Source organism: Alteromonas sp. AO-Serp (genome assembly GCF_017849675.1).
GTDB classification, from domain to species: domain Bacteria; phylum Pseudomonadota; class Gammaproteobacteria; order Enterobacterales; family Alteromonadaceae; genus Alteromonas; species Alteromonas macleodii.
This window is the reverse complement of the sequence record NZ_JAFLMX010000041.1, coordinates 19759-27438: the sequence shown is the minus strand read 5'-3', so window position 1 is coordinate 27438 and position 7680 is coordinate 19759. Positions and strand designations below refer to the sequence as shown.

The following is a 7680-nucleotide window of genomic DNA, read 5'->3' as shown; positions in this document are numbered from 1 at the left end:
ACCGTCTTTGCATGCTTAGCGGCATTTGCAGTGGGCACAGTATGTTGGCTCATTTTAAACATCGCCATTGGCGCTATACTTCACAGTGTGGGCGTTAGTTATGTGGTAGTTCCACTCATGTTGTTGGTGTTCAACAGCATTGCGGCCTTTTGTTTATTTAAGCTTGCACAAAATGCATTCAATTACCTGAGCTTTAGCAGACTCATACAAACGTGGCGACGGGTTTTCGGATAGTGAAAATGCTTACCATTGCGTAAAAAGCCACCGCCAATAGTGAGGAAAAGCGATGAACATTTTTTTAAAATCGAATATGAAAGATATAGCACAGAAAGAGCATGCTTATTTTTCGCAAAAACATCATGCAGATGTTGCACTTACACAAGCAAAGAGGCAATGTAAACTGATGATGGGAAAGCCTGAAACGTTGCTTGGCATCGCAACCCTTGGCGCATACAAGGGTGCGGTAGATGCAAAACCCAAAGCAAAACGCAATCAAGCCCTAATGGCAATAAGTAGGACTGCGCTATTGTCGTTATTTCAATGATCACAGTATTAAGGAATATGTGAGATGAACAACAAAAAAAATATGAAGAAAAGTCGTTTGACGCTTGCCTGTGTTGGTGTGGCGTTTAGCCTTGCAATAGTAGGTTGTTCATCGACCCCTGTAGCAGCCCCTACCCCTTATAAGTCAGCGAGTTCCAAAGCTGCCTACGGCTATTCGAGCGAAAAAATTTCTGAGAACGAATACAAGGTTCTTTTTAAGGCAACAGACAAGACTCCTGCTGATAAAGTACAGCAATATGCCCTTTACAGAGCAGCGGAAATTGCTGAAAAGCAAGGCTTTACCTATTTAGCTATTGTTAAAACCAACGTGGATAAAAAGCCAGTTGTTGCGCGAGAAGTTATAGCGAACAAGGAAGAGCCCGTGGCATTTCAAACAGACAGGCAGTGCACTATGTCAGGCTGCGATGAAGTGGCACAGCCTATGGCCGTCCCAAGCTCAAACGACGTTGTGAAAACTCAAATTAACGACATCTACTTTACTATTGATGTAATGATGGCGAATGATAAAACGCGTCTAGGTAAAAATTCTTTTACTGTCTTAGAGGTACTATCAGAGCCTCTTGAGCCAAAAAATGGCAACTAGCTGAGCGTTTTGCCGCTCACTAATGCTCTGAAACATCAGTTTTAATAGAAATGCTTTTCAGGCCCTAGTTGCAGTTATTGAAAAGCATCGCTCAAACACATGAGCAAAACCGTAATGTGTTTTAAAGCCAACAACCTGTGCACTAGTCTTTATTACTTTTCTGTTGTGGCTAACAGACCACTGGCTAACTGCATTCTTCACTTTTCTACAAACTTGACCAGTGTCATATTCGTTTCTTCTTGAAAAAGTCGATGACACTGCTGCTATCACGGCCCTTTTCTCTAATTTATAGCTGTTATCCATTCTCCTGAAGTGCTTCCTGGATTTTTAATGGCCCGTTAATCTTCTATTAATGTTGTACAAAAGTCTCCGTCATCATAGCTAGCTATCATTAAACCCATGAACTGCAGAGCAGATTTATAAACCTCTAGCAACAACGTTGTAGCGGTACTGCTCTAAGCAATTGAATCAGGTAATAGCACATATTTATTTTGCAAATGACTAAGGAGTCAGGCGATGAGAAAGCTAAGCACGTTAATGACAAAAACTACTCTTGTAGCAGCTACAGCTATGTTGGTGACTGGTTGCAGTGCAGTGGCAAAACCGCAGATGGAGCATTCAGCTAGTTCGAATGTTCCGGCGTTAAAAGCTAAAGCACTCGACAACGCATTACTTTATTCCGACGAATGTATTACTGAGCGAGAAGTGGTAACGGCACAAAAGATGTGGGGCGACGGCATAGTGCGAATTGGTGCAGTATTTAGCAATGATGGTGATTACTCTGGCGAAGCCGCAGATTTCATCCAAGCTATGTATGGTTACGATTTAAGCAGCGTACTGTTTAAACCAACGCTTGCAGCTAACGACCAGTTCCGTTCAAGCTTCGATGCTGCGCTTTCATACTTTGTTGGCGGTAATGACGCTTACGAAGAGGACAAAGGCTTTGCTATAAAGCCATACACAAATGTGAAATTCGATAATGTGGGTATTATCAACAACAGCTGTCGCATGGCCGTGGCGATGGGCAACTACTTCTTTACCGATACAAAAGGTGGCGAAACGAAGGTGGAATACACGTTTGCCTATGTCAAAGATAGTGACGGCGACCTGCGTATTGTTGCTCACCAATCTTCGTTACCTTACAACCCAAACGGTAACTAAATAGGCCATTGCCCCTCCATTCTTAGGAAGTGTGAGGGGCGAAACACTCTCCCTTTGCAGGCAAGGCGTCCCTTCTCTTTCGCTTTGCCTCTTTTTTATTTTCAACGAGAAAAACTATGTGCGCAAAACGAATTATGACGCGTTGCGTCTTACTACTTGTGATGGCGATGACAGCCGGCGTTAAGTCACACGCCGAGTCAGATTTTCAATCTTGGAACGCCCTCGCACTCACTGGAGATGCCGATGATAAAAGTAAATGGCAATTTTGGTTTGACGGTCATTTACGCTTTAAAGACGACGCATCTCGCCTAGGCGTTTCTATCGTTCGTCCCGGTGTCGGCTACAAACTTTCAAGCGATACGACCTTGTGGCTGGGTGTTGCAAGAGTAACGATAGACTCAGACAACGGTTCAATTGAAGAAGACAGGGTGTGGCAGCAAGCCACGTATTCATTAAGCAAATTTATGGGCGGTACCATTTCAGGTAGAAGTCGTTTGGAGCAGCGATTCAGGAGCGATGAAGGCGGTGATACAGGCTATCGGTTTAGACAATTTATACGGTGGTCGAAACCTTTAAATGAGCAATGGTCAATGGTCGTGTGGGACGAGGTATTTTTGGGTTTGAACGACACAGACTGGGGCCAAAATAGCGGGTTTGATCAAAATAGACTTTACGTGGGACCGGCCTATCACCTCAACAAGAAATGGCGCGTCGAGATGGGATACTTACATAATCATATTGCGTCGCGAGGCGCCAATTCAGACGCCATAACAAACCACAACCTTGCTCTCACGTTCTTCGGAAGCTGGTAAGGATCAAAGAATACCCCCAGCCAAAGGCCCTTAACACACAAAGAGTAAAGTTGGGTGACTAGGGCCTTACTCAATCATGTAAAAAATGCATTCGTACGTGTAATCGTGACGTTAATTGCCTGCAGATACGGCCTGACAACCAGAGAAAAATTAAATTATATCAATATATTTCAATAACTTAAAAAACAGGCACAAAGATAGCATTAGTTAAAGTGAAAGTAACGGAAGCAATACGAGGATTTAGTTATGTTAGGTTGGGCAATCACATTTTTTATCATCGCCATTATTGCAGCAGTTTTTGGTTTTGGAGGCATCGCAGGTGCAGCAACAGGTATCGCACAGTTTCTTTTCTTTGTGTTTATCGCGTTGCTCGTAATCTCACTTATCGCAAATGCGTTACGTGGTAGAGCACCAAGAGCCTAAGAGTTAGAAGTATTTTAATAGGAAAAAGGAGTAAGGATATGTTTTCATTTAAAAACTTATCAAAGGTACTAGTAGCATCAGCATTTGCACTATCACTAGCAGCTTGCGGTGACGGTGAAGCGGAAGACGCAGGCGAAGAGCTAGACGAAATTGTTACCGATGCAGGTAATGCCGTTGAAGACGCTTGTGAAGATGTGAAAGAAGGCGTAGACGCTGAAGATAAAGACTGTTAATCACGTTTTTATCAAAAAAGGGCCAGACAATTGTCTGGCCCTTTTCGTGTTTACAGTCGACGTGGTTTGACCTAACTGGTTAGTTAAGACACTTCTTCACCACCTAACTCACGAGCAAGATCGTCTAGTGTAGATAGCGTCGAATCAAATTCACCTACGCCGTAACGGTATTTTACACTCACGTGATGATCCGTACGCCCGAACTTCACTCTTAACCCTTCTGCGTCAATATGCTTCACGGTATTCAAAAAGCGATAGGCAGACATTTCTGTTTCAAATTGAAACTCAACACTGTTTTCCATTTAGGCTTTCCGTTTAAGCAACAATTTCAGGATGAGTATCAATAACTGAAACAACTCGTTGCAGCAAATGGTTATCTTCTTCGCTTATCGAGTCGTATGATAACCAGTCAGCAAGAATGTCGGGAGCTGTTGCCGCTTCGCCTTGTTCCAACTTAGATGTCATCATTTGTAGCTGTACGCTAGAGCGTATAGATGCGTCTGCATCTGGGCTTGGCATACCAGTTGCGACTTCTAATGCTACCGTTAACCATCGTCTATCGTGCTGAGTTGTTTTATTTCCAGTTGACTGACCCAATACGCTTGACCAACGCTTCCCTAACGTTTCCGCTAGAGATTGCTCATCACCACTTCCCTCACCTACACTTAGCTGTAGTAAAGAAATCAGAGCCTGAGCTCGCGCCAATCGGGCTTGAGATTGTGCATTTTTCGCTTGCGCCGCGCGCTTACTTTCAAGTGAATCAATCTTTTTATCTACTTTCGTACGTTGCGCTCTAGGCAAGTCGGTTAACTGAACGCGAACGTCGCTTATTGATTGACTGAACGTTGCATCATCGCTGTTGATGTCAACAGCTTCCACTTGCTTGAGTAGCGAATCTACTAACGCGTTAAATGCATTATTCTGTACTTTCCGCTCGGCTTTTAAACGTTCAAATACGGTGTCATTGGCAGCCTTAAATTCTGCCCACAACTTACTCTCTTCACGTTTACCTGCATGCCCTACTTGCTTCCACTGGCTTTGCAATTGCTGAGCCTTGTCGGCAGCGCCAGCGACATCTTCTTCCGTAGCAAGTTGACAAGCTTGGGTGACTAACGCGCGCTTTTGGGCTTGGTTGTCACTTTGCCATTGATTTACTTTAGCCTGAATGGGCGATGATACCGCCTTCCATTCTTGCTTCAGCTGTTCATAAATTTCACGTTCAACCTGACCTGCAGCGTGCCACTGTTTAGACACTCTATCGAAAACTTTCACTAGCTCGGCTTCCGGCATGTTAATGTCCATTGCCTTAACCGTAGCGATAATCGACATGCGCTGTTCACGCGCAGCAGCCCGCTGTGCATCTAACTTCGCGTAATGCGCTCTACAAGGCTCGAAGGCCTTTTCAAGTGCATCATCGAATTGCTGCTGTAACAACGCGTCATCACTACTTTCTTCACTCGTTGACGATGACGGTGTTAGTGATAACCATTGCTTACGAAGATACTTAATGGCCTCACTTCTTTGCTTAATATTTTCTGCGTCAGCGCTGGCTAATGCTTTTGCTTCTTCTACAAGAGCGGGTTTGCGCGGCGCAGCAAGGTAATCCTGCCATCCTTCTAAGCGCGACACATCACCAGCGGTTTTTTCAAAACGTTTCTCTACATACTTTTTCGCTGAACCAGGAAGCGCAGCATAACTTTCCTGAAGCTTTGCAAATTTTGAAATAGCAACGCGGAATTTACCCTGAGCAATTAAGTTATCGATAACGCTAATGTGTTTTCTAATGTGTTTTACTTGCTCATTTTCTTTGGATTTTTGAGCACGCTCTTTGGCATTTACACTGCTTGTCGCTGCGTTGAAACGTTTAGACAACGCCTTAGGAATGGCATCGATTTCGCGACTAAGCGCTTTATACGCTTGACGTGCTTCGTCAAACTCCGCTTTAAGAGCCACTACACTACTGCTTTGTAATGCGTCGCCACCATTTACCTGACTCAAATCCTCAGTCGATGCGCTAGTTTCTTCAACGCTCACATCACGGGTATCTTTGTCCGACTCGCTATCGCTTGCCGAAACGATCTTTGCGGCAATGTCTTCGAGCGACTGAAGTTTTATCAGTAGCTTTTGGCCGTATTGCTGCTGCATAGAGAAGCGATCAAGCTGCTCGTTTAGTTCGTCGACAGAGCGCTTAATCTGTGTAATTCGCTTATCAGTTGCAGATTCATCATCGAGACGCGCTAGCTGTTCGAGCGTTGCTTCAACACCGCGCACGCTTTCATTAACCGTAGCAACATCAGCAAGCGTCGCTTCACAAAGCCTGTTATTGTACAACCAAGCTACCTGCTCCTTGGCATAAGTAAGCTGCTGTTCGCACAATGCTCTGGTATTAGCACGTTGCGACGCTTGTTGCTTCTCTTCCCATGCTGGGCGGATACGGCTTAAATATCGCTCGAGCTGCTCACCTATACGCGCGCGCTTTTCTTCATAATCAGCGCGTTCTTCTGAAGTGAGTAAGTCAATTTGAGCAAACAGCCCAGTCAATTCGCTCTCAAGTTCGTTGCGCTTTTCATCAATGGTTTCTACATCTGATTTGTCGAGTAAAGCCTGATATTTTGAAAGTCCCAGAGTGAGCTGCTTTTTAAGCTCCACTGGGCGTTTTGCAGCCTCTTTGATAGCATTGATCCGCGCATTAATTTGCGTAACAAGCGCATCATCTGACACTTTCTTAGCAAGCTTTTGCAGATCTGATACGTCTGAATGTGCGTTGACTAGTTGAGTCTGCAGTTGGGGACTTGCGCCTTCTAAAAAGACAAACTGGGTAAAAGATGGCTTCGCTACTTTTTCGATTAGCGCGTTAGCTAGCGCATCATCTTGTAAGAGCATAGGCTCTTTCTTCAACATTTGCGGTACTAACTGTACTACCAAATCGGCGTTGGCTGTTTCAGTTAAAAAAGAGAATATCTCTTGGCGGGAGAGTGTGACATCCCCCTCGCCTAACAAAGCGGCGTTTACCTTTTTCTCCGCCGCTTTTTTAACGCGAGACTGCTTGGCAATTTGTGACATTTTAAGCCACAGCACAAAGCTATTAAGCTTTTCGAGTGCTGCTAAACTGACATTTGCATCTTCGTCATTAAATGCCAGTTCGTGAAGAATTGTTTTTTCCTGTGCCTTTTCGGGAGAGAGACTCTCGATTGCCTGCATCCGTTTTTCAGGCTTTGGGCTTTGGTGTGAAGGCGCAAATATACGACTAAATATCATCCTGTTTAAACCGCGCTATTGTATTATTATCATCCTGCTCATCGCGTAACGAGCGTTTAAAGTCGGCTTTACTTTTATGTACAATTTCGCCGCTTTCACCTACTGTCATATGCTCAGAGGACTTTTCTATTTTTGCTTGATACAGCATAACAGCCTGCATACTGCTTGCTTTTTGCTCTTCGTTTAAAGGCGTGCCATCTGGCCACTTACCTGTTTCAACAGCCTGACGCAGACGCTCGTAAATCTCCGGCGTCATGCTGGCTAAAAGTGCTTCTATATTCATTTAGGAAAAACGCTTTATGTAAACAATACGCGCGCGGTTTACTAAGTACCAAACAAAGCCAACCACTGCGCCCAAAATAGCTAAATTATGTTGCAAATCACCTGGGCGTGTTCCGCCCCAATACATGAAGCCAAAACTCGCAACGAATATCAGCATAGCAAGAAGGGATTGGTTCTGGATACTGGCTAACTTTTTAAATCTTTGTAAGCTTTGTTTGCGCTCTATATCTTCAGAGGTCGCATCACCGATTTTAAAGTCACAGTGAGGACACGTCTTCGCTTTGTCAGACGTTTTTTTGTTACACGAAGGACAGTCAACTAATGCCATATGTTGCTCCTGTTTATTGGGTGCGAAATGGAAATG

General features: G+C 44.3%; 10 protein-coding genes and 1 pseudogene. 7 read left to right on the top strand and 4 right to left on the bottom strand.

The genetic code is table 11. The features are described 5' to 3' along the window. The 7 genes and pseudogenes from QVA83_RS03630 to QVA83_RS03600 form a co-directional block, all read left to right on the top strand. Positions 1–234, top strand: a pseudogene (locus QVA83_RS03630) (hypothetical protein); the annotation flags it as partial. 52 nt (positions 235–286) lie between these two features. Further along, on the top strand, positions 287–544 hold the full coding sequence (locus QVA83_RS03625) for a hypothetical protein (protein WP_014949827.1): 258 nt from the start codon (positions 287–289) through the stop codon (positions 542–544). Between the two features lie 24 nt (positions 545–568). Then, positions 569–1147 (top strand): CC0125/CC1285 family lipoprotein, encoded by a 579-nt coding sequence (locus tag QVA83_RS03620; protein WP_156078495.1) that lies wholly within the window; start codon positions 569–571, stop codon positions 1145–1147. A gap of 516 nt (positions 1148–1663) precedes the next feature. Then, entirely contained in the window at positions 1664–2308 is a 645-nt protein-coding gene (locus tag QVA83_RS03615; protein ID WP_110288710.1) for a metal-independent carbonic anhydrase family protein, read from the top strand. Positions 2309–2424: 116 nt separating this feature from the next. Further along, positions 2425–3120: a DUF2490 domain-containing protein gene (locus QVA83_RS03610; protein WP_156078496.1), complete on the top strand. Its 696-nt coding sequence runs from the start codon at positions 2425–2427 to the stop codon at positions 3118–3120. Positions 3121–3366: 246 nt separating this feature from the next. Then, a complete protein-coding gene (locus QVA83_RS03605; protein ID WP_014949832.1) occupies positions 3367–3543 on the top strand; it encodes a DUF1328 domain-containing protein in 177 nt (58 codons plus the stop codon). A gap of 38 nt (positions 3544–3581) precedes the next feature. Next, entirely contained in the window at positions 3582–3776 is a 195-nt protein-coding gene (locus tag QVA83_RS03600) for a hypothetical protein (protein WP_014949833.1), read from the top strand. A gap of 83 nt (positions 3777–3859) precedes the next feature. Here the strand turns inward: QVA83_RS03600 and QVA83_RS03595 are convergent, their stop codons facing one another. From QVA83_RS03595 to QVA83_RS03580, 4 genes are read right to left on the bottom strand one after another with little or no spacing between them, the layout of a single operon-like run. Further along, positions 3860–4078, bottom strand: coding sequence for a hypothetical protein (locus tag QVA83_RS03595; protein ID WP_014949834.1), 219 nt, complete (start codon positions 4076–4078; stop codon positions 3860–3862). A 13-nt stretch (positions 4079–4091) separates the two neighbouring features. Beyond that, complete coding sequence (locus QVA83_RS03590; RefSeq protein WP_287498138.1) at positions 4092–7034, bottom strand: DUF349 domain-containing protein; 2943 nt, start codon at positions 7032–7034, stop codon at positions 4092–4094. Continuing rightward, positions 7024–7317 carry a YeaC family protein gene (locus QVA83_RS03585; protein ID WP_014949836.1) on the bottom strand — a complete coding sequence of 98 codons (294 nt, stop codon included), beginning with the start codon at positions 7315–7317 and terminating at the stop codon, positions 7024–7026. The genes QVA83_RS03590 and QVA83_RS03585 overlap by 11 nt, the downstream gene beginning before the upstream one ends. Continuing rightward, on the bottom strand, positions 7318–7644 hold the full coding sequence (locus QVA83_RS03580) for a zinc ribbon domain-containing protein (RefSeq protein ID WP_014949837.1): 327 nt from the start codon (positions 7642–7644) through the stop codon (positions 7318–7320). Positions 7645–7680 lie beyond the last annotated feature (36 nt).